The 19,422-nt window shown below is 74.6% G+C and carries 17 protein-coding genes; 4 read left to right on the forward strand and 13 right to left on the reverse strand.

Translation table 11 applies throughout. The features are described 5' to 3' along the window. Positions 1-238 precede the first annotated feature (238 nt). The 5 genes from ACFPP6_RS15045 to ACFPP6_RS15065 all read right to left on the reverse strand — a co-directional run bounded on the left by ACFPP6_RS15045 (position 239) and on the right by ACFPP6_RS15065 (position 7,908). Entirely contained in the window at positions 239-1,177 is a 939-nt protein-coding gene (locus tag ACFPP6_RS15045; protein ID WP_079110903.1) for a FadR/GntR family transcriptional regulator, read from the reverse strand. Positions 1,178-1,335: 158 nt separating this feature from the next. Beyond that, complete coding sequence (locus tag ACFPP6_RS15050) at positions 1,336-3,255, reverse strand: ABC transporter ATP-binding protein (RefSeq protein WP_382041616.1); 1,920 nt, start codon at positions 3,253-3,255, stop codon at positions 1,336-1,338. A 215-nt stretch (positions 3,256-3,470) separates the two neighbouring features. Further along, complete coding sequence (locus ACFPP6_RS15055) at positions 3,471-4,232, reverse strand: NUDIX hydrolase (protein WP_382041619.1); 762 nt, start codon at positions 4,230-4,232, stop codon at positions 3,471-3,473. A gap of 89 nt (positions 4,233-4,321) precedes the next feature. After that, positions 4,322-6,256, reverse strand: a complete 1,935-nt coding sequence (locus ACFPP6_RS15060) for a glycogen debranching N-terminal domain-containing protein (protein ID WP_382041622.1) — start codon at positions 6,254-6,256, stop codon at positions 4,322-4,324. Between the two features lie 230 nt (positions 6,257-6,486). Beyond that, on the reverse strand, positions 6,487-7,908 hold the full coding sequence (locus ACFPP6_RS15065) for a DUF4192 domain-containing protein (RefSeq protein ID WP_382041624.1): 1,422 nt from the start codon (positions 7,906-7,908) through the stop codon (positions 6,487-6,489). Positions 7,909-8,054: 146 nt separating this feature from the next. Between ACFPP6_RS15065 and ACFPP6_RS15070 the strand changes: the two genes are divergently transcribed. Together ACFPP6_RS15070 and ACFPP6_RS15075 are read left to right on the forward strand one after the other, a co-directional pair. Further along, positions 8,055-10,220: a RecQ family ATP-dependent DNA helicase gene (locus ACFPP6_RS15070; protein WP_382041627.1), complete on the forward strand. Its 2,166-nt coding sequence runs from the start codon at positions 8,055-8,057 to the stop codon at positions 10,218-10,220. A gap of 217 nt (positions 10,221-10,437) precedes the next feature. Then, positions 10,438-11,016: a hypothetical protein gene (locus ACFPP6_RS15075; protein WP_382041630.1), complete on the forward strand. Its 579-nt coding sequence runs from the start codon at positions 10,438-10,440 to the stop codon at positions 11,014-11,016. Between the two features lie 87 nt (positions 11,017-11,103). Here the strand turns inward: ACFPP6_RS15075 and ACFPP6_RS15080 are convergent, their stop codons facing one another. The 5 genes from ACFPP6_RS15080 to abc-f form a co-directional block, all read right to left on the reverse strand. Further along, positions 11,104-11,697 (reverse strand): hypothetical protein, encoded by a 594-nt coding sequence (locus ACFPP6_RS15080; protein WP_382041633.1) that lies wholly within the window; start codon positions 11,695-11,697, stop codon positions 11,104-11,106. 58 nt (positions 11,698-11,755) lie between these two features. After that, entirely contained in the window at positions 11,756-12,457 is a 702-nt protein-coding gene (locus ACFPP6_RS15085) for a ribonuclease HII (RefSeq protein ID WP_382041636.1), read from the reverse strand. A 98-nt stretch (positions 12,458-12,555) separates the two neighbouring features. Next, positions 12,556-13,455 carry an ADP-ribosylglycohydrolase family protein gene (locus ACFPP6_RS15090; protein ID WP_382041639.1) on the reverse strand — a complete coding sequence of 300 codons (900 nt, stop codon included), beginning with the start codon at positions 13,453-13,455 and terminating at the stop codon, positions 12,556-12,558. Positions 13,456-13,466: 11 nt separating this feature from the next. Continuing rightward, positions 13,467-14,126 carry a histidine phosphatase family protein gene (locus ACFPP6_RS15095; RefSeq protein ID WP_382041642.1) on the reverse strand — a complete coding sequence of 220 codons (660 nt, stop codon included), beginning with the start codon at positions 14,124-14,126 and terminating at the stop codon, positions 13,467-13,469. A 37-nt stretch (positions 14,127-14,163) separates the two neighbouring features. Next, the gene (abc-f, locus tag ACFPP6_RS15100) at positions 14,164-15,780 is read right to left on the reverse strand and encodes a ribosomal protection-like ABC-F family protein (RefSeq protein WP_382041645.1); all 1,617 of its coding nucleotides are present in this window, start codon (positions 15,778-15,780) and stop codon (positions 14,164-14,166) included. A gap of 136 nt (positions 15,781-15,916) precedes the next feature. Between abc-f and ACFPP6_RS15105 the strand changes: the two genes are divergently transcribed. Then, the gene (locus ACFPP6_RS15105) at positions 15,917-16,597 is read left to right on the forward strand and encodes a TetR/AcrR family transcriptional regulator (RefSeq protein WP_382041648.1); all 681 of its coding nucleotides are present in this window, start codon (positions 15,917-15,919) and stop codon (positions 16,595-16,597) included. Between the two features lie 105 nt (positions 16,598-16,702). On the opposite strand, the gene ACFPP6_RS15110 is transcribed toward ACFPP6_RS15105, so the two are convergent. The 3 genes from ACFPP6_RS15110 to ACFPP6_RS15120 all read right to left on the reverse strand — a co-directional run bounded on the left by ACFPP6_RS15110 (position 16,703) and on the right by ACFPP6_RS15120 (position 18,821). Then, positions 16,703-17,308, reverse strand: coding sequence for a YdbC family protein (locus tag ACFPP6_RS15110; protein WP_382041651.1), 606 nt, complete (start codon positions 17,306-17,308; stop codon positions 16,703-16,705). Positions 17,309-17,342: 34 nt separating this feature from the next. Next, positions 17,343-18,176: an arylamine N-acetyltransferase family protein gene (locus ACFPP6_RS15115; RefSeq protein ID WP_382041653.1), complete on the reverse strand. Its 834-nt coding sequence runs from the start codon at positions 18,174-18,176 to the stop codon at positions 17,343-17,345. 69 nt (positions 18,177-18,245) lie between these two features. Next, on the reverse strand, positions 18,246-18,821 hold the full coding sequence (locus ACFPP6_RS15120) for a TetR/AcrR family transcriptional regulator (RefSeq protein WP_382041656.1): 576 nt from the start codon (positions 18,819-18,821) through the stop codon (positions 18,246-18,248). A gap of 135 nt (positions 18,822-18,956) precedes the next feature. On the opposite strand from ACFPP6_RS15120, the gene ACFPP6_RS15125 reads away from it, so the two are divergent. Continuing rightward, positions 18,957-19,403, forward strand: coding sequence for a nuclear transport factor 2 family protein (locus tag ACFPP6_RS15125; RefSeq protein ID WP_382041659.1), 447 nt, complete (start codon positions 18,957-18,959; stop codon positions 19,401-19,403). The last annotated feature ends 19 nt before the right edge of the window (positions 19,404-19,422 follow it).

Consider the following 19,422-nt stretch of genomic DNA (forward strand, 5'->3'; position numbering starts at 1 on the left):
CGTTACGCCCAATCCTCGTGGCCCGAGTCACACCCCAAAACGGAGTGAATGCCTGCTCAACTGGACAGAACACTCCACTTCCTGGCTTCCCGGTCCGAGTTCCGGGAGGGGCGCCGGTGCCACCGGACGGCTCACGGGTGCGGCCGCGCATCCGGCCGCACGCGTGGGCCCTGTCCCGGCCCGGCGCGTGCGGCCCTTCCGTACGAACCCACCCGTACCGTCCCGCTCCTCTCCGCGGTCAGTGCTCGCGGGGCGCGGGCACCACGCGCTCGACGTCCGGGTGGGCGATGAGCAGCTGCCTCATCGCGGCCTCGGCCCCGGCTCCGTCGCCCGCCCCGACGGCGTCGACGATGCGGAGGTGGTGTCCGACGCCCGCCTCGGTGGGGCGGTCGCAGCCGCCGGAGGGCGCGCCCGAGACGTGCAGGGCGGAGGAGACGATGCCCGCGAGGTGCTCGAGCATGCGGTTGCCGGCGACCTGCAGGAGCAGGGAGTGGAACTCGGCGTCGGCGCGCGTGAAGGTGAGGGAGTCACCCTGGGCCAGCGCGTGGCCCATGATCTCGGCCATGTCGGCCAGGCGCTGCTGGACGTCCTCGCGGCCGTGACCGGCGGCGAGGCGGGCGGCGAGGGGCTCGATGGTCCAGCGCAGCTCGCACAGCTCGCGGCGCTGGTCCTCCCGCTGGGGGCCGAAGGCCCGCCACTCGATGATGTCGGGGTCGAGGAGGTTCCAGTCGCTGACGGGGCGGACGCGGGTGCCCACGTTGGGGCGCGCGCTGACGAGGCCCTTGGCCTCGAGGACGCGCAGGGATTCGCGGACGACGGTCCTGGAGACCTCGAAGCGCTGCCCGATCTCCTCGGGGACGAGCGGGCGGTCGGCGCCCAGGTCCCCGGAGACGATCATCTGGCCGAGCTGCTGCACGAGCTGGCCGTGCAGGCCCCGGCCCCGGCTGCCTGCGGCCCGGCGGCCGGCGCGGCTGAGCTCGGCCTCGCCGTCCCAGGCCGGCGGGGCCCCGCGGTCGTGCCCGGAGGCCTCCGCGTAGGAGTAACGGTCAAGCTCGCCCGGGCCTGCGAGGCCGGAGTCGGCGGGGCGAGCCGCGGTCATCATGGTGTGCGCAAGGGTACTCACGCCTCCTTTGTCGGCGACACCTCGAAGTCCCTTGAGGTCTTTGGTGAAAAGCACACGAAAGGGTGATCGCCCATTACCTCACAATTGACGGCCAAACGGACAGAATCGGGCACTCTCCGAGACGGTTCATATGCGGAGCGTGACGGCAGCGGCCTGCCAACTCCGCACGTGGGAGGGGGCGTCGGGGCTCTGAGACCCACTGCCGGCGGCCCTCATCGCGGCCTGCCGCGGAACACCGCGAGGACGTAGGCCCCGAGAAGTGCCGTGAGTGACAACGCGAGCGCCCAGCCGACCGGTTGCGACACCAGCCGCAGGGCGGTCGAGACGCCCCGGTCCATGCCCGAGGGCCACTGCACGACCGCAGCCGCGCGCAGCCGCTCCGGGAGCCCCACGAGCGAGCGCGCCGCGGGCTCGGCGAGCACGCTGCCCAGGACCGGCACCACGAGCGTCGGCACGGCGAGCACCGCGACCAGCCCGAGCGCCGCCGACCGGAAGAGCCCCGCGGCCAGCAGCCCCGCCCACGCGCAGCCCAGGGTGAGCGCGGCCCAGCCGGCGAGCAGGACGGCCCAGTCGCGCGGGAGGGAGACCACCTCGTCGCCGAAGAGCAGCCCGTCGACGCCGGCGTCGAGGAAGAGGGAGGCGAGGGCGAGGAGGACGGCCGCCACGGCGGTGACGGCGAGCTTGGCGGCGAGCAGGCCGAGCCGGCGCGGGACGGTGCCCTGGTCCGGCGCGAGGGCCGGATAGCGGAACTCCTGGCCGAAGGCCATCGCCCCGATGAGCCCCGCCCCGAAGACGGCAGGCGGCAGGGGCAGCAGGGCGGGCCAGCCGGTGAGCACGCGGGGCGCCGGGGCCGATCCCGCCCGGGCGAGGAGCACGGACACGAGCAGGGAGGCCACGAGCGCGGCGGCCGCCACGATCCAGCCGGTCCGCACGCCGGTGGCACGGCGCAGCTCGTAGCGCAGCGGCCAGGCGGGGTCGGGGGCCGGGAGGCGGGGATGGACACGGGGGAGCTCCACGGCGAGCTCGGGCGGGACGGCGGTGCCGGGCGTGCCCGCGTGTGCGGCCCGCACGACGGGGCCGGGGTGGCCGGAGGGCTCCGCTTCCGCGGCGGGCAGGAGACTGCCTTGTGCGTCCGTACAGGGGTCTGCGGGGGCATCTGCGGCAGCCTCCGGGGGCGACGTGCCGGCGGGCGCCGCAGCGGCGTCGGCCCGGCGGCCGTCGGCCCGCAGCAGCGGGGGCACGGGGCCGCTGTCGCCGATCTCCTCGGTCAGCCGGTGGACGAGGATTCCGTGCCGGTAGGCCGTCTCGCCGACGGCTGCGCAGGTGCTGCCGTAGACCGACAGCCGGCTGCCGCCCTCCTGCACGACCTCCACGGCCTGCCGGCCCTCGGCGGCTTCCGTCCGGTCGGCCTCGGCCGTGAGGGCGTGGGCGAGGCGGGCGGCCAGGGGCGACTGGACGGCGACGCGCGGTCGCAGCCGGGTGCGGGCGAACTCGGCCGCCTCCTGGTCGGCGACGAGGCGGCCGTCGTCGATGGTGACGACCCGGTCGGCGATGCGGGCCGCCTCCTTGGGGTCCTGCGAGGTGACGAGGACGGCACCGCCGTGGTCCGCGTAGGCCCGCAGCATTCCGTGCAGCCAGGCGGTCTCGCGAGGAGAGAGCTCGTGCGCGGGCTCGTCCAGGACGAGGGTGTGCGGATCGCCGAGGAGGGCGGCGGCGATGCCCAGGCGCCGGTCCATGCCCAGGGAGAAGTCTCCGAGGTGCTGGCCGGCGAGGCCCGTCAGGCCGACGACCTCGAGGACCTCGTCGGCGCGCTCGGCGGGGACGCCCGCCGCGGCGCTGAGCATGCGCAGGTGCCCGCGGGCGCTGCGGGCCGGATGACCGGGGACGTCCCCGAGGACGACGCCGATCTCGCGGGTGGGGTGCGGGACCCGGTCGAGGGGGCGGCCGCGGAAGAGCGCGATGCCGCGGCCGGGGTCGAGGCGGAGGAGGAGGCGCAGGGCACTGGTCTTGCCCGCTCCGTGGTCACCGAGCAGGACGGTGACCCGGCCGGGGCGGGCCTCGAAGGTGAGGTCGTCGACGGCGGGGAACCGGTTGCGCTGGGGGGCGCTGGTGAGTCCGATGGCCTGGATCATGGCTTCTCTCGCGGGGCGTGAGACGGCTCGGCGGCACCCCTCGGCCCGCTCGGTGACCGAGGCGGCCGAGGGCGCGGAGGAACTGCGGGGAGGTACGGCAGCACCGTAACCCGCTATGTCCTATTTGCTACGCAATGTAGGCAGTTGTGAGGCGTGTCCCGCCCCCGGGCATGCCGGATCACGAGGCGCCCGGAGCGCGCGCGATCCCGGCGGGACTAGGCCTCGGGGCGCAGCATGGGCGGGTTGAGGAGCGTGGCCCCGCCGGCCCGGAAGAGCTGGGCGGGACGGCCGCCCTGGCGTGTCGTGGTGCCGCCGGTGGGGACCAGGAAGCCGGGCGTGCCGGTCACCTTCCGGTGGAAGTTGCGCGGGTCCAGAGCGACGCCCCAGACCGCCTCGTAGACCCGGCGCAGCTCACCGACGGTGAACTCCTGGGGGCAGAAGGCCGTGGCCAGCGAGGAGTACTCGATCTTGGAGCGGGCGCGCTCGACGCCGTCGGCGAGGATCTGCGCGTGGTCGAAGGCGAGGGGGGTCACCTGCTCGCCGTCGCGGCCGTAGCCGACCTCCTGGTCCAGCAGGTCCTCCACCGGCGCCCAGCGCACGCTGTGCGCGTCGCCTCCGGGGCGCGGGGCGGGCAGATCGGGCGCGAGCGCCAGGTGCGCGACGCTCACCACCCGCATGCGCGGGTCCCGCTTCGGGTCGCCGTAGGTGGCGAGCTGTTCGAGATGGGCCGCGTTGGCCGGCGAGGGGCCCGCCGGGTCGTGGGCGTTCAGCCCGGTCTCCTCGGCCAGCTCCCGCGCGGCCGCGGTCGTCAGGTCCTCGTCCCCCCGGACGAAACCGCCCGGCAGCGCCCAGCGGCCCTGGTACGGGGGCTCGCCGCGGCGGACGGCCAGCGCGCACAGCGCGTGGCGCCGCACGGTGAGCACGACCAGGTCGACGGTGACAGCGAAGGGCGGAAAGGCCGACGGGTCGTAGGGCATGACGCGATCATAGTCGTCTTCCTGACGATAAACAGGGTCTTGAGCAGGGCCGGCGAGCGCCCCCTCCGCGAGCTCGGGAACCAACCGGCTCACACCCCCAGCTGCAGACCGTCGGCGGCTTCCTCGACCATGCCGAGGCCGAGCCTGCTGATCCTCATCGCGAACGGCTGCTCCACGATGCGCAGCCCGGTGAACCTCAGCGCGCCGAGCGGAGCCGTGTGCAGCGGCCGCACGGCCACGCACCCCGCCGGGGCGTCGGGGCGCAGACCGGCGAGCGCGGTCAGCAGGTGCACCGCTCCCGCGGCGGCGACGGCCGCGGGCCGGCACGCGGCCGGGTGCGGCAGCGGCGCGCTCCCGGCGGTGCGCTGCTCCCCGGCGTACATCTCCGGCAGCCGGTGGCCGAAGGCGGCGGCCGCGTCCAGGGTGCCGCGCAGCAGGGCGCCGGCCTCCTTCTCGTAGCCGGCGGAGGCCAGGCCCGCCACGGCCACGGCCGTCTCGTGGACCCGGACGGCGCCGCTTCGGTGGCCGAAGGGGTTGTGGCCCGGCTCCTTCGCCCCGAGGCTGCGCAGGCCCCAGCCGGAGTCGAGCGCCGGCCCGCCGAGCAACCGGGCGAGCTGCTCGGTCTGCACCCTGTCGAGCAGACCCGGTGCCTGCATCCCCCCGCCGAGCAGGCCGGTGTCGAGGAGGTGCGCGGCGGCGCTCCCCAGGTGCGGTATCCGGCGCCCATCGGGCGTACGGGCGGCTGCGGGGCGCCCGCCGCCCGGATCCTCGACCCAGAAGTCCTCGCGGAAGCGCCTGCGCAGGCCGGCCGCCCAGCTGCGCCAGGCCTCGGCCCCGGGACGCCCGTAGGTCTCCAGGAGGTCGGCCCCGAGCACGGCCGCACGGTGGGCGTGCGCCTGCGTCTCGCAGCGGTACGGCCCGCCGGGCAGGGGATCCGCGAGGTATCCCTCGTCCCCCGCCGCGGCCCGCAGCCACTCGAGGCAGCGCTCGGCCGCGGGCAGCAGCGCCTCCGCCTCCCGCTCGGGGAGCCCCCACCGCCGGGCCTCGGCCAGGACGGCGGGGAACAGCAGCGTGGCCTCGGTGCCGGTGCAGCCGGGCGGCAGGTGGGCCCCGGCGTGGCGCAGCGCCCCGGGGATCCGCCCCTTGTCGGGGCCCGGCCCCGTGATCTGCGTCCGGGCCAGGGTGCGCAGCGTGCCCGCGGCCAGCCGGACCCCGAGGGGGAGCGTCATCCGCGCTGCCCAGAGGGCCTCGGCAGGTGCGAGGCCGCAGCGCCAGGGGACGCCGGCCGCCAGGTGGACGTCACCGGGACTGGCGGGGTCGCGTACGAGCAGTGCCCTGAGGTCGTCGAGAGCGGCGGCGAGCAGTGCGCCTGCCCGGGGGTCGTCGCCCTCGGCCTGCGGATCGCCCCAGGGGACCGTGGAGGCACGGCCCGGGACGGCCGCCTCGGGCTGCCGGACCCTGCCGGGCTGCTCGGGCAGGACGCGCAGCTCGATGCTGCGGGTGCCGCCGGGCGGGAGCTCGATCTCCCAGCAGAGCATCCCCGCCGATGCCAGGGCGTCCCCCGGAGGGGGGTCGGTGGTGACCGCCGCCTGCGCCTCGCCGGTGGACCACCGCAGCCCGGAGGCGTGCACCCCGGCGGGGACCTCCGGCCCGGGCGCACCGGCCGCGACCGCGCCCAGCTCCGCGAGGTCGGTGCCGAGCGACACCTCGACCGGCAGCCGCAGGGCGCGGGCCGCAGTGCTGCGCAAGGCGATCCGCTCCACGCCCTCCGCCGTCCGCAGGCGCTCGACCGTCACGGCGGGATCGGGGCCCGAGTCGGCAGCGGTCCGCACGGCGCCGACGAAACGGGCCCGGTCGGCGCCGAGCATCCGTCCCTGGACGGGCAGCGGCTCGGCACCGCCGACCTTCAGCCTGCAGCGGGCCAGGAGCCGGCGCCCGCTCCGGTAGAACCCGTCGAGCCCCTGCCCCGTCATCTGCCCGTGCTCCCCGGAGATCGCCAGGGCGGGCAGTGCGACGCAGATCATGGCCGTGTGCACGGGCTGCGGGGCCGGCGGACGCCCCGGAGAGGGGCGTTGCGGCGGAGCGGAACGGGGCCGGGGCGGCTGACCATGGGGGACGATGCCTTGCACTTGACTGCGCTCCCCTGTGGGTGTCACTGACCGGGACGACGGACGACGTTTGCGGGCTACCCGGATGAACGGCGGCGGCCCTGCCGAGGTCACGGTGTGGACGGCCGCCTGTGTGGGCCACGGGTTCACTGGGACCGGTCCTCGTGGCTGTGGTCCCTCTTGCGCGTGCTCCTGCGCCGTGCGCGGGGCCTGCCCGCCGGGCCGCCGGGACCTGCAGGGCCGGCAGGGCCGGTGCTGCCGCCGGGCCCGCCCGGCCTCGTCCGGCGCCGGACGGCCCTCGTGGCGCCGGTGCCCTCCGCTCCGGCGGCCGTCGCCGCGGCCGCCGCCTCGATGCGTTCCACCTCGGCCCGGACCGCGTCCTGCAGGGCGCGGTCGGCCTTCTCGTGGCGCAGGCACCGGCGCAGCGGCTCGGGATCCAGCCCTTCGTTGCACGCGCGGTAGAGCAACTGGGCGAAGACGTACTCGGGATCGGCGCCGAGGGCCCGGCTCAGCGCGACCCGCGCCTCGGGCTGGTCGTCGGTGGCCCAGGCCACCCAGCCCGCCAGCGAGACGGGCGCGGCCGCGTACTCCGCGTACGGGGGCACGCAGCGGCGGGCGAGGGCGCGCCACAGCCGCAGGACGGCCGGTGCCTGCGGACCCTCCATCCACTCCGCGGCGTGGTCCCGGGTGACGCGGTCCTGGAGGCCGACGATGACCGTGGCGGCCTCCTCGTCGGTCAGGAGGGAGTCGTCCCGGGCGTCGGATGCGGGGCGGCCGGTGAGGGGCGGCGTCTCCTGGAACCGGTCGGCCAGGGCCCGCGCGAGGGCGAGGGTCTCCTGCCGTACGGGCTCGCAGCCCTCGCCGCCGAGGATCCGCGGGACCATCGCGAAGGCCGCGGCGTCCAGCGCCTTGCGCTGCCCCTCGGCGCGGTCACCCGTGAGGGGTGCGTACCGCTCCTCCATCTCCCGGAGGGTGCCGCGGACCTCGATGCCCGCATAGGTGGCCGCGGCGGCCATGACCGAGGTGCCCGGCAGGGAGAGGGGGGTGCCGTCGGGCGGGCAGCAGCGGGGGTCGGGGCAGCAGTACGACCAGAAGCGGCCGTCGGAGATGCACAGGGCCTCGTGCACCGGCATGTCGAGCCGGCCGCAGGCCCGGCGCAGGCTCTGGGCGAGCGGGCGCAGCCGCTCCATCACCTGTCGCGGACTCTGGCCCGCGGCGGTGTCGGGGTCCTGACAGAGGAAGATGACCACGCCGTCGGGGCGGTTGCCGCGCTTGCTGCTGCCGGTCAGGAGGGTCTCGGCGAGCTGGTCGCAGACGTCCGGCCATTCCTCTCCGCTGCGCGGGATGCCGAGCCTCAGCCGGCCGCCGAAGCGACCCCGGTCACCGTGGAGGGCGACGAGGACGATGCTGTCGGTCGGGTGGAAGCCGAGCAGGTACGGGAGGGCGTCGGCCAGCTCGGCCGGCGAGCGGAGGGTGACCTGCTGTCCCGGGTCCCCTGCCGTGCCGGGCACGGCGGCGGACGGGGAGGAGGGCGTGGACGGGCGGGCGGATTCGTTGTGCTGCGTCATGGCCCGAGAGTCCCGCGGGTCCACCGCGGCCCGCCAGGCCTGTGGATAACCCCGGAATATGGTCCTACTAATGCTGTGGACAGCGGTTTTCCACAGCCGGGCTGGTTCGTTCGCGCATTGTCAGTGCACTCGTGTTGCATGGGGGCATGACGAACGAAGACCTCCGCGCCTCGGCCGACGCCGTCCTGGCCCGCCTCGTCGGGGACCCCACGGGCAAGGCGAGACTGCGGGAGGACCAGTGGCTGGCGATCGAGGCGCTGGTCGCCCACCACCGTCGCGCGCTGGTCGTGCAGCGCACGGGGTGGGGCAAGTCGGCGGTGTACTTCGTCGCGACGGCGCTGCTGCGGGCCCGGGGCAGCGGGCCCACGGTGATCGTCTCGCCGCTGCTCGCGCTGATGCGCAACCAGGTGGACGCCGCGGCACGGGCCGGGATCCACGCGCGCACGATCAACTCCGCCAACGTCGAGGAGTGGGACACCGTCCAGGCCGAGGTGGCCGCGGGCGAGGTCGACGTGCTGCTGGTGAGCCCCGAGCGGCTCAACAACCCCGACTTCCGTGACCAGGTCCTGCCCAAGCTCGCCGCCGCGACCGGCCTGCTGGTCGTCGACGAGGCCCACTGCATCTCCGACTGGGGCCACGACTTCCGGCCCGACTACCGCCGCCTGCGCACGATGCTCGCCGATCTTCCGCCCGGCGTCCCCGTCCTCGCCACGACGGCCACGGCCAACGCCCGCGTCACCGCCGACGTCGCCGAGCAGCTGGGCACGGGCGAGGAGTCCACGCAGGCGCTGGTGCTGCGCGGCGCGCTGGACCGGGAGAGCCTGAGCCTCAGCGTCCTGCAGCTGCCCGACGCCGCACACCGGCTGGCCTGGCTCGCCGACCACCTCGCCGAGCTCCCCGGCTCCGGCATCATCTACACGCTCACCGTCGCGGCCGCCGAGGAGGTCACGGCCTTCCTGCGCCGGTGCGGCCACACGGTGGCCTCCTACACCGGCAAGACGGAGAACGCGGACCGCCTGCAGGCCGAGGAGGATCTGCAGGCCAACCGCGTCAAGGCGCTCGTCGCCACGTCGGCGCTGGGCATGGGCTTCGACAAGCCGGACCTGGGCTTCGTGGTCCACCTGGGCTCCCCCTCCTCCCCCATCGCCTACTACCAGCAGGTCGGCCGCGCGGGCCGCGGCGTCGAGCACGCCGAGGTCCTGCTGCTCCCGGGCCGGGAGGACGAGGCGATCTGGAAGTACTTCGCCTCCCTCGCCTTCCCCTCGGAGGAGCAGGTCCGCCGCACCCTGGAGGTGCTCGCCGCATCGGACCGCCCCGTCTCCCTGCCGGCCCTGGAGCCCCAGGTCGAGCTGCGGCGTTCGCGCCTGGAGACCATGCTCAAGGTCCTCGACGTCGACGGCGCCGTGCACCGGGTGCGCGGCGGCTGGACCGCGACGGGCCGGCCGTGGACGTACGACGCCGAGCGGTACGCCTGGGTGGAGCGGCAGCGCGGGGCCGAGCAGCAGGCGATGCGCGACTACGCCGCCACCACGCAGTGCCGGATGGAGTTCCTGCGCCGTCAGCTGGACGACGAGCAGGCGGCCCCGTGCGGGCGCTGCGACAACTGCACGGGGCCGCGCTTCGGCACGGAGGTCTCCGCCGGGGCGCTCGACGCGTCGCGGGGCGAGCTGGGCCGCCCGGGCGTGGAAGTCGAGCCGCGCCGGATGTGGCCCACGGGCATGCCGGCCGTGGGCGTCGATCTCAAGGGCCGTATCCCGGCCGGCGAACAGGCCGCCCCCGGCCGGGCCCTCGGGCGGCTGTCCGACATCGGCTGGGGCAACCGGCTGCGCCCTCTCCTCGCCCCGCACGCTCCGGACGGGCCTGTTCCGGACGACGTCGCCGCCGCGGTGGTGACCGTGCTGGCCGACTGGGCCCGCGGGCCCGGCGGTTGGGCCTCCGGAGCGGCGGACGCCCCCGGCCGCCCCGTGGGCGTCGTCACGCTCGCCTCGCGCACCCGGCCGCAGCTGATCCGCTCGCTCGGCGAGCACATCGCCGCGGTGGGCCGGATGCCCCTGCTGGGCACGGTCGAGTACGGAGGCGCGGACACCGACACCCGGGTGCCCCGCACCAACAGCGCGCAGCGGCTGCGTGCGCTGGACGGAGCGCTGACGGTGCCGCCGCCCCTCGCAGAAGGCCTGGCCTCGGCCGGCGGGCCGGTCCTGCTCGTGGACGATCTCACCGACACCGGGTGGACACTGGCCGTGGCCGCACGGCTGCTGCGGCGCTCCGGCGCACCGCAGGTGTTCCCGCTGGTTCTGGCGGTACAGGGCTAGCCGCGCACGGCAGGCGGTGCGGCGGGGGCGGGCGGGAGAGGCGAGCCGCGCGCCATCGGCCAATGGCGCCAATTGATCGTTGCCGCCTGCCCCCGGCACCGCGAGAATTGGACGCGATCCCGCTCTCGTCCGTCCACGGCCCGCCGGGGACGGCCGTCGTGGCGTGCACTCCTGCCCGGCGCCGCCCGGTCCGTGGCCACGCAGCCGAAGGAGGGTCATGGCCTTCGACTTCGTACCGCCGCCTCCCGCCGAGGCCGGGCACCGGCTGAGCCGGATGCTTGAGCCCTCCGAATGGGCCGCGGCCGGAATCCCCCTGCTGCGCAACCCGCGCGAGGTGATCACCGGCCTGCACGCCCGTCACCTGCCGGCGCCGTCGACGGCCGTCGTCGCCGTTCTCGATCACGACGAACGGCTCGCGGCCAGCGCCTCGTTCGTCCGCCTTCCCGTCCCGCCCGACGGCTGGGAACTGCGCAACGCACTGCTCGCACAGCTGCGCCGGGTGATCCCGCACGATCTGCGTCGGCGTACGCCGGTGCGCACCGCCGTGCTGCTCTACTGCCGACCGGGCGAGGCCCATTGGACGGAGGAGGACGGGGCGTGGATGTGGGGCCTGCGTGACGCCTGCACGCTGCACGGGCTGCGCTGCGGCGCGTACATCACGCTGACCGAGAGCGGCTGGCAGATCCTCGGCGAGGGACGCAGCGGGCGCCGGCCGCGGTCACCGGCGCACGCCCAGGCGTCCATGACGTCCGGCGGCGGCGCGCACGAGGCACACCGCCGCACGGTCGCCCGCTGACGGGCGCGCGGGGACAGCACGTCCCCGGAAAAAGCGCGGACCTCGCGGCCTGCACCTCTCCGAGGCGCACGACCACCGGGTCCGTCCTCAGACGCCCGCGGAGATCAGGGCGTTGACGCGCTGCGGGTCGCCGCAGACGATCAGCAGCCCGCCGGCGCGGCTCATCGCTGCGGGCAGCGCGCGGGTCACCGCGTCGTCCGCGCCGCCGTTGACGGCCACGACCACGACCGGCCGCGCTCCCGCGCGCTCCGCGTCGGCGGCCGCGTAGAAGACGTCGTCGCGGGCGTCGTGCTGCGCCCAGTACGACGCCTCGCCGAAGGACAGCTCGTGCGCCGCCCACGGGTGCGGGTCGCCGGTCGTCAGCACCAGGATCTCGCCGGGCGCGCGGCCGGTGTCGAGCAGCAGGTCGACGGCCTCGTCCGCGGCGTCCAGGGCACCCTGCACCGAGGCGGGGATCAGCTGGACCTGCGGGCCGGCGGCCGGGGCGGCCGGCTGCGACGCGGCGGGCCGGGACGGTGCCGGGACCGGACGGTGGGCGCCGGGACCGGGCCGTGCCGGGGCCGGAGCCGGGCGGGGGCCAGGGACAGGGCGGGGGGTCGGCGCCGTACGGCCGGGGGCCGGCACGGCACGGGGACCCGGGACACTCTCGTGAATCTGAGGCTCCTCGGGGATGAGAGGCATGAGTTGATGTTTATCAAACGCCGGTGCGAGTCGCGTCGGCGGGTGGCGGCCGGGCCGCTCAGAATTCGAAACCGAGCTGGCCACCGGCCTCCAGTGAAGCTGCTTCGGGGACGCTGCGAACCCGCTTGAGGTGCTGCCACCTGGGCAGTGCGTCCAGATACGACCAGGACAGCCGGTGGTGCGGGGTGGGGCCCAGCGCCTCGAGAGCGGCGCGGTGCACCGGCGAGGGATATCCGGCGTTGTCACAGAAGCCGAAGTCCTCGTAGCCGACGCCCAGTTCCGCCATCATCGCGTCGCGCCGGACCTTGGCGAGCACGGACGCCGCCGCGACGACCACGCAGGACTGGTCGCCCTTGATGACCGTACGGACCCGCCAGGGATCGCCGAGGTAGTCGTGCTTGCCGTCGAGGATCACCGCCTCGGGCCGGACGGGCAGCGCCTCCAGCGCGCGGGAGGCGGCCAGCCGCAGCGCCGCCGTCATGCCCAGCTCGTCGATCTCCTGTGGGGAGGAGTGACCGAGTGCGTGGGCGGTGACCCAGCTCTCCAGCTGCACGGCGAGGGCCTCTCGCCGCTTGGGCGTCAGCAGCTTGGAGTCGGTCAGGCCCTCGGGAGGGCGGCGCAGTCCTGTGACGGCCGCGCACACGGTGACCGGACCGGCCCAGGCGCCCCGGCCGACCTCGTCGAGCCCGGCGACGACCTTGACTCCGGTCGTTGCGCGCAGGGAGCGCTCGACGGTGTGGGTAGGCGGTTCGTACGGCATGGCGCCAGCAAGCGTACGCCCCTACGGGTGGCCCGAGTAGCCCCGCCCCCTCCCCTTTCTTACGGTCGGTTCCATTCCGGTTCCTGCGGCCGGTTCGCCTACCGGCGGCCCGCGCCGGACGGAAGCCAGTCCGGCAGGTCCTCGGTGCGCCGGAGCCAGTCGGCGGGCGGCGTCCCCCGCTCGCCCGCGGCGACCACTCCGCCGACGATGGCGCAGTTGGTGTCCACGTCGCCGCCCACCTGTGCGGTGGTCCAGAAGGCGGCCTCGTAGGAGGTGAGGCTGCGCGCCGCGGACCACAGGGCGAACGGCACGGTGTCGTGCGCGCTGGTGCGGCGGCCGCAGCCGAGGACGGCGGCGACCGTGGTCGGGTCGCCGTAGTCGAGCATGTCCCGCGCGCGCCGGAGACCGGCCTGCACGGCGCTGCGCGGCACCAGGGCGATGACGCCCTCCAGGAGGGCGTCGGGCGCCACGGGGCCGGCCGGAGCGGCGGCGATGGCCGCGGCGGCGGCCACGGCCATGGTCCCGGCCACCGCCTCGCGGTGCTGGTGGGTGGTGTACGCGGAGATCTCGGCCTGGTGCGTGGCCTGTTCCGGGTCGTCCGCGTACCAGGCGCCGAGCGGGGCGATGCGCATCGCCGCGCCGTTGCCCCAGGAGCCCTGCCCGTTGAAGAGGGCCGAGGCCAGCTCGCGCCAGTCGCCGCCCTCGCGGACCAGGCGCAGCATGCGGCCCACGGCCGGGCCGTAGCCGCGGTCGAAGTCGTGGTGCTCCGCGAAGGAGCGGGCGAGCGCGTCCTGGTCGATGCGTCCGTGCCCGGCGAGGACGGCCAGCACGGAGCAGGCCATCTCGGTGTCGTCGGTCCACTGCCAGGGGGACGGGGGCAGCTCGCGCCGCTTGAGTGACGGGTAGTTGCCCGGGACGAAGAACTGGGAGCCGAGGGCGTCGCCGAGGGCCAGCCCGCGCAGGCTCGCCAGTGCGCGGTGGAATCGGTCAGCGGTCATCGGTGCGAACTCTAACCGGTGAAGCCGTACGGTTCAGGTGTGCACCAGCGCTCGAAGGGCCGATCGAGGTGGTACCGGCCGTCCGGTCCGAGGAGCAGGGCGCGGGTCTCCGCATTGCCCGGGTTCGACAGGCACTCGAACTCCGCGACCGTCCAGTGGAACCACCGCATGCAGAAGAGCCGCATGGTCAGGCCGTGGGTGACCAACAGGACGTTGGGCGGGTGGCCGGGGTCCTCGAAGCTGCGCCACAGGCTCTCCAGGAAGGCTCCCACGCGGTCGTAGACGTCCGCGCCGGACTCGCCCTGGGCGAAGCGGTAGAAGAAGTGGCCGTAGGCGTCCCTGTAGGCCTTCTGCCTGCGCACGTCGACGAGGTCCTGCCAGTTCCCCCAGTCCTGCTCGCGCAGCCGGGGTTCCTCGCGGACGCGGACGCGGCCGGGGTCGAGCCCCAGGGCCTGGAAGGTCTGATGGGTGCGGCGGTAGGGCGAGACGTACGCCGAGACCCGCTCGTCGCCGAAGAGCTCGCGGAGGGGAGCCCCTGCGTCCCTGGCCTGCTGACAGCCTTTCTCCGTCAGGCTCAGGGCGTGGTCGGGCTCGCGTTCGTAGACGGTGTCGTCGACGTTGCCCACCGACTCGCCGTGCCGGATGAGAACGATGCGTCGGGGCCGTGGCATGCCGCCACCCTAGATCGAGCGCCGTCCGGCCGCCTCGCTAGCCCGTGACCAGCGCCCGGCCCGCCCGTATCTCGCACTGCCGGCCCTCGAAGCGCTGCCGCAGGTGCCGGTCGTGGGTGACCACGACCAGGGCGCCGGACCAAGCGGCCAGGGCCTCTTCCATCTGCTCGACCAGGCCGAGGGCGAGGTGGTTCGTCGGCTCGTCCAGCAGGAGGAGGTCGGCGGGCCGGGCGAGGAGGCGGGCGAGCCCCAGGCGGCGGCGCTGTCCGGCCGACAGGGCGCCGACGGGCACGTGGAGGTCGCGCTCCCGGAAGAGCCCGTAGGACAGCAGCCGGTCCCGGTGCTCCTCCTCGGTGCCCGTCAGGCCGCGGGCGAAGGCGGCGAGCAGCCGTTCCGCGGGGCGGGTCACGGGGATCTCCTGAGCGAGGTAGCCGATGCTCCCCCGCCGGGTCACGGTGCCCGTGTCCGGCTCGGTGACGCCCGCGAGCAGGCGGAGCAGGGTGCTCTTCCCCGCGCCGTTGGCCCCGTGGACCAGCAGCCGCTCGCCCGCGCCGACCTCCATCCGGCGGACCGCGAGCCGGTCCCCGACCCGTACGTCCTCCAGCGCCACGAGGACGCCTGCGGCCGTGCCCGCCGCCGGGCGGGCGTCGAAGCGCAGGGGCTCCGGCGGGCGGGGCACCGGGTTCTCCCGGAGCCGGCGCAGCCGCTCCTGGGCGTTGCGCACCCGGCTGGAGACCGAGGCCTGGACGCGGCCCTTGTCGCGGTCGTAGGCCATCTTGTTGCCGTCCTTGGCGGCCCGGCCCGGGGCCACGCGCCGGGCGACGGTCGCAGCGGCGCCTTCGAGCGCCGCGGTCTCGCCCGACCACTCCTCGTACGCCTGCTCCCAGCGCCGGCGGGCCGCGGCCTGCTCCTCGACGAACCCGGCGTATCCCCCGCCGTAGCGGACGAGGGACCTGCGGTCGGCGTCGAGCTCCACCACGGCGGTGGCGACGCGTTCGAGGAAGACGCGGTCGTGGGAGACGGCGAGGACGGTGCCGGGGTGCGCCCGCAGGGTGTCCTCGAGCCAGACGAGGGCCGCGCCGTCCAGGTGGTTGGTCGGCTCGTCCAGGAGCATGACCTCGGGGGCGGCAGCGATGAGGCAGGCGAGCCCGAGACGCGCCTGTTCCCCTCCGGAGAGGCTGCCCAGCAGCCTCTCCCGTCCGATGTGGGCGAGGCCCAGGGCGTGCAGCGACTTGTCCACCCTGGCGTCGGCCTCGTAGCCGCCGCGCGCCTCGAAGGCGCTGAGCAGCTCGCCGTACTCCCCCAGGGCTTCGGGCCCGGCCTCCCCCAGGACCGCTTCCAGCTCCCGGAGCCTGCGCTCCATGGCGCGGAGGTCGGCGAGGGCCAGGTCGACAGCGTCACCCACCGTGCGGTCCGGGGGAAGCTCGGGCGTCTGCCCCAGGCGGGCCACGCCGCCCTCCGCCCCGGCGACGACGGTGCCGTCGTCGGGTACCTCGAGGCCGGCGAGGAGCCTGAGCAGCGTGGACTTCCCGGCGCCGTTCTCTCCGACGATGCCGATCCGCTCACCCGGCCGCACCGAGAACGTGACGTCGTCCAGGAGCGGGCGGTCGCCCCGGGACATGGACACACCGCGCAAAGAAAGCTGAGTGGGCACGCGCAAACCTCCGTCGACATCGGTGCAGGGCTCCGGGAGGCCCCTGCGGGGACGCACCTCCGGCCGCATCACCAAATGCGACCAGAGTTGCGTTACGCTCAGCATGACACGCTCCACCCAGCTAACGCAACAGGAGTTGCAGTTGCCTTCGACGCCTTCCTCCCCGACGCCCCCGTCCCCCTCGGCTTCCCCCTCCGCCTCCTCCCCGCCCTCTTCCGCGCCGGGCACGGTGCGGCCCGGCGGCCGCACCGCCCGCACCCGCGCGGCCGTGCGCGACGCCGTCCTCACGGGCCTGGTCGAGTACGGCTATCCGGGGCTCACCGTGGAGTACGTCGCCGAGCAGTCCGGCGTCCACAAGACGACGCTCTACCGCCGCTGGGGCGGCGTCGAAGGGCTCGTCGCCGACGCACTGGACCTCGCCGGAGAAGACACGTGGACGCCGCCCGACACGGGCACCCTCAGGGGCGATCTGCACGCCCTGGCACAGGAGGTCGTCGACACCTTCGGCGACCCGGCCGCAGGCGCGGCACCGGCGGCCTTCATCGTCGCCGCGTTCCAGTCGGAGCGGGCGGCGGAGGCCCTGCGCGCCTTCTACGCCGAGCGCTTCGCGCGCTGCGCGCCCCTGGTCGAACGGGCCGTCGCCCGCGGCGAGGTGCCGGCCGGCACCGACCACGGCTCCCTCGCCCGGGCCGTGTCGGCCCCGCTGTTCTTCCGGCTGTTCATCACCCGGGAGCCCCTCGACGACGCCGTCGCCGACCAGGCCGCGGACGCCGCCCTCGCCGCGGCCCGCGCGGGCGTGTTCGCGCAACCGGCCTGACGCCCGTACGAGCACAGCACCCGCACGAGCACAGCAACTGCACCAGCAGCAACGGCACGAACACAACGCCCGGTCCGCCCGGTTCTCCACACGCCGGACCGGCCGTCACACCGTCCAGGAAGGCTCCAACGCGATGATGTCGCCGCCGACCGACGCCACGTCGGCCTCGGTCTGCGCACGCAGGGCGAGCCGTTCGACCCGCTCCGCGCGGTACTTCCCGTGCTCGGCCTCGGAGTTCCACACGGACAGCACCAGGAACTCCCGGCCCGGCGCCTCCCCGAAGACGCCGCGCAGCATCCCCGGGGACCCGGCCATGGCCGGGTTCCACACCTTCTCCTGCATCAGGGTGAAGTGCTCCACGCGCTCCTCCCGGACCCGGCAGTGGGCGATCCGCACCACGTCCGCATCCGCGAACTGCGGCCGGAAGCCGACCTTCACGTCAAACCGGTGCTCGAACAGCCGCACTTGGGCGTTCTTGAAGGTTCCCGCCTGGGACGCCGCGAGCCGGTCGTGGGAGCGCGCCATGAAGGAGTCGTAGAACGCCCGGCTCTCCCAGAAGCCGAAAAGGTGCACCACATGCGGGCGCCCTCTGCTCCAGCCTCCGCCCTGCCCCCGGAACCCGGGCTCGCCGAGCAGGCCCGCCCATTTGCGTTGTCCGCGTTCGAAGCCGCGGCGGTCGACCACGGTGCAGCGAGTCCACTTGACCAGCACCGCGCCATCGTACGGCCCGGGCGGCGGCCCGCAGTCACGTACCGGAGGACTGCACCCGTGCGAGGGTCACGCCGTCGGCCTCGTCGAGCCCGATCCGGAACTCACGCGCCAGCACCTCCACCAACTCCGCCACGGGCACCTCCCGTTGCTCCTCGGAACCGTCGGGGCGGGCGGATACGAGCATGGAGCCCACCAGACTCCGCCGTATGCCGGGCTCCGTCTGCTGTACCACCACGCGCGAGACGAAGGGCGAGTGCGGGTGCGTGGAGATGTAGTGGTTCATCACGGTGTAGTCGACCGGGAAACGTTCCTCCGGGCCGAAGGCGTACAGGTCGAACCAGCCCTCCGGGTGGAGCGAGCGCAGCACCCGTACGTCCTGCGACTCCCGCTCGATGCCGAACGTCCAGCCGCCCTGCCGGGCCTGCACCCCGTCCCGGAAGGGCAGGGGCTCCAGCAGCCCCTCCCCGCCGAACCCGACGTCGCACAGCCACTGCTCGCCGTCCGCCTCGACCTTGAGCGCCATGTGGGTGACCGGGCGAAGCTTGTCACTGCCCATCCTGACCCGCGCGCCGATACCCGTGAACGAGAATCCGATGCGCTCCAGGGCCGCGGCGAACAGCAGATTCTGCTCGTAGCAGTAGCCTCCGCGACGTTGCGCAACCATCTTGTCCTGCAGCGCCTTGACGTCCAGCAGGATCGGCCGCCCGAGCAGGATTTCCAGGTTCTCGAAGGGGAAGGCGGCCACATGGCCGCGGTGCACCGCCCTCAGCGTCGCGAGGTCCGGCCGGACCGTTCCCCCGACTCCGATGCGCGCCAGATAGGTGCCGAGGTCCAGATCCCCGCCGCCCCACACGAACTCACCCGTCATTACTGCTCTCTCCCCTCGGCCGTTCACCCGACAGTATTCACCCTCGGCGCGGAACGCTTTCGGCCGCCGTCACGCCGCCTGCGCAGCGCCCGCAGCCTCCAGCAATACCGCGGCGGCCTCCCGGCCCCTGCGCGCGGCGCCGGGCGCTCCGGTGACCGCCGCCGTGGTGATCGCGCCGTCGGTCAGGACGGCCAGCTGCTCGGCCACCGGCCCGGGCTCCGGGACGCCGGCGTCGCGCACGAGCCCGGTCAGGTACCGCAGCACCTCCGCCTTGTGGTCCCGTACGGCTTCGGCCACGGCCGGGGAACCCGTGCCCAATTCGCCGTACGCATTGATGAACGCACAGCCGCGGAAATCCGGCTCGCCGAACCATTCCTCCAGCCAGTCGAAGACCGCGAGGGGACGCGCCGCCACCGAGGGGCACGCGGCGACGTACGCGGCCAGGGCGCCGCGCCAGCGCTCGTCACGGCGTCGCAGATAGGCCTCCACCAGGACTTCCTTCGACGGGAAGCGCTGGTAGAGGCGCTTGAGCGAGACCCCGGACGCCGCGCGGATCCGGTCCATCCCGACGGCCTGCACACCGTGCTCGTAGAACAGGGATTCCGCTGCGTCGAGCAGTCGGCCGTCGGCTTCGGCGATGTCCATTGCCCCTCCCGGGCTGGCGCGGAGAACGATCGTTCTCTAGGCTACCCGAGGACGAGAGAACGACCGTTCTCCATCGGTCCGCCATTCCCTTGTTCCCTCATTCCCTCATTCCGTCCTGCGTCCGGAAGGCATGCGATGACTCAGCGTCCACCCCTGCCCCCCTTCGACGAATCCTCCGCCCGGGCCAAGGTCCAGGCCGCCGAGGACGCCTGGAACAGCCGCGACCCCGAACGGGTCGCCCTCGCGTACACGGAGGACTGCGTCTGGCGGAACCGGCACGAATTCATCACCGGCCGCGACGAGATCCGGGCCTTTCTCCGTCGCAAATGGGAGAAGGAACTGGACTACCGGCTGCGCAAGGAGCTCTGGTCGTGGTCCGGCAACCGGATATCGGTCTGCTTCCGCTACGAGTGGCGCGACGCCGGCGGCCAGTGGTGGCGCAGCTACGGGAACGAGCAATGGGAATTCGCCCCGGACGGTCTGATGCGGCGCCGCGAGGCCAGCATCAACGACGTGCCGATCACCGCGGACGAAAGGGAATTCGGCACATCGCCGCACGGCCCTGACGAGGGCGGGGCATGACGAAGGCGGTGGCCGGAGG

It is taken from the genome of Streptomyces aureoversilis (assembly GCF_042657885.1).
GTDB lineage: Bacteria > Actinomycetota > Actinomycetes > Streptomycetales > Streptomycetaceae > Streptomyces > Streptomyces aureoversilis.